The sequence below is a fragment of the Kosakonia sp. YIM B13571 genome (assembly GCF_042788095.1).
GTDB classification, from domain to species: Bacteria; Pseudomonadota; Gammaproteobacteria; order Enterobacterales; family Enterobacteriaceae; genus Kosakonia; species Kosakonia quasisacchari.
In genome coordinates this window covers 1-1,843 of record NZ_JBHZPL010000029.1, presented here as the reverse complement: position 1 = coordinate 1,843, position 1,843 = coordinate 1, and the positions used below count along the sequence as shown (strand labels likewise).

Below are 1,843 nucleotides of genomic sequence, written 5' to 3'. Positions count from 1 at the left end.
CTCGATGAGTAGGGCGGGACACGTGGTATCCTGTCTGAATATGGGGGGACCATCCTCCAAGGCTAAATACTCCTGACTGACCGATAGTGAACCAGTACCGTGAGGGAAAGGCGAAAAGAACCCCGGCGAGGGGAGTGAAACAGAACCTGAAACCGTGTACGTACAAGCAGTGGGAGCCTCTTTAATGGGGTGACTGCGTACCTTTTGTATAATGGGTCAGCGACTTATATTCTGTAGCAAGGTTAACCGAATAGGGGAGCCGAAGGGAAACCGAGTCTTAACTGGGCGTTAAGTTGCAGGGTATAGACCCGAAACCCGGTGATCTAGCCATGGGCAGGTTGAAGGTTGGGTAACACTAACTGGAGGACCGAACCGACTAATGTTGAAAAATTAGCGGATGACCTGTGGCTGGGGGTGAAAGGCCAATCAAACCGGGAGATAGCTGGTTCTCCCCGAAAGCTATTTAGGTAGCGCCTCGTGAATTCATCTCCGGGGGTAGAGCACTGTTTCGGCTAGGGGGCCATCCCGGCTTACCAACCCGATGCAAACTACGAATACCGGAGAATGTTATCACGGGAGACACACGGCGGGTGCTAACGTCCGTCGTGAAGAGGGAAACAACCCAGACCGCCAGCTAAGGTCCCAAAGTCATGGTTAAGTGGGAAACGATGTGGGAAGGCCCAGACAGCCAGGATGTTGGCTTAGAAGCAGCCATCATTTAAAGAAAGCGTAATAGCTCACTGGTCGAGTCGGCCTGCGCGGAAGATGTAACGGGGCTAAACCATGCACCGAAGCTGCGGCAGCGACACTTATGTGTTGTTGGGTAGGGGAGCGTTCTGTAAGCCGTTGAAGGTGTGCTGTGAGGCATGCTGGAGGTATCAGAAGTGCGAATGCTGACATAAGTAACGATAAAGCGGGTGAAAAGCCCGCTCGCCGGAAGACCAAGGGTTCCTGTCCAACGTTAATCGGGGCAGGGTGAGTCGACCCCTAAGGCGAGGCCGAAAGGCGTAGTCGATGGGAAACAGGTTAATATTCCTGTACTTGGTGTTACTGCGAAGGGGGGACGGAGAAGGCTATGTTAGCCGGGCGACGGTTGTCCCGGTTTAAGCGTGAAGGTGTGTGCTCCAGGCAAATCCGGAGCACTTTAACACTGAGGCGTGATGACGAGGCACCACGGTGCTGAAGTAACAAATGCCCTGCTTCCAGGAAAAGCCTCTAAGCATCAGGTAACACGAAATCGTACCCCAAACCGACACAGGTGGTCAGGTAGAGAATACCAAGGCGCTTGAGAGAACTCGGGTGAAGGAACTAGGCAAAATGGTGCCGTAACTTCGGGAGAAGGCACGCTGATGCGTAGGTGAAGTCCCTTGCGGATGGAGCTGAAATCAGTCGAAGATACCAGCTGGCTGCAACTGTTTATTAAAAACACAGCACTGTGCAAACACGAAAGTGGACGTATACGGTGTGACGCCTGCCCGGTGCCGGAAGGTTAATTGATGGGGTCATCCGCAAGGAGAAGCTCTTGATCGAAGCCCCGGTAAACGGCGGCCGTAACTATAACGGTCCTAAGGTAGCGAAATTCCTTGTCGGGTAAGTTCCGACCTGCACGAATGGCGTAATGATGGCCAGGCTGTCTCCACCCGAGACTCAGTGAAATTGAACTCGCTGTGAAGATGCAGTGTACCCGCGGCAAGACGGAAAGACCCCGTGAACCTTTACTATAGCTTGACACTGAACACTGGTCCTTGATGTGTAGGATAGGTGGGAGGCTTTGAAGCGTGGACGCCAGTCTGCGTGGAGCCGCCCTTGAAATACCACCCTTTAATGGCTGGTGTTCTAACGT

The 1,843-nt window shown here is 53.2% G+C and carries 1 rRNA gene; it reads left to right on the top strand.

Going from position 1 to position 1,843, the window contains the following annotated elements:
• Window positions 1-1,843, top strand: a 23S ribosomal RNA gene (locus ACFX4O_RS24345); the annotation flags it as partial.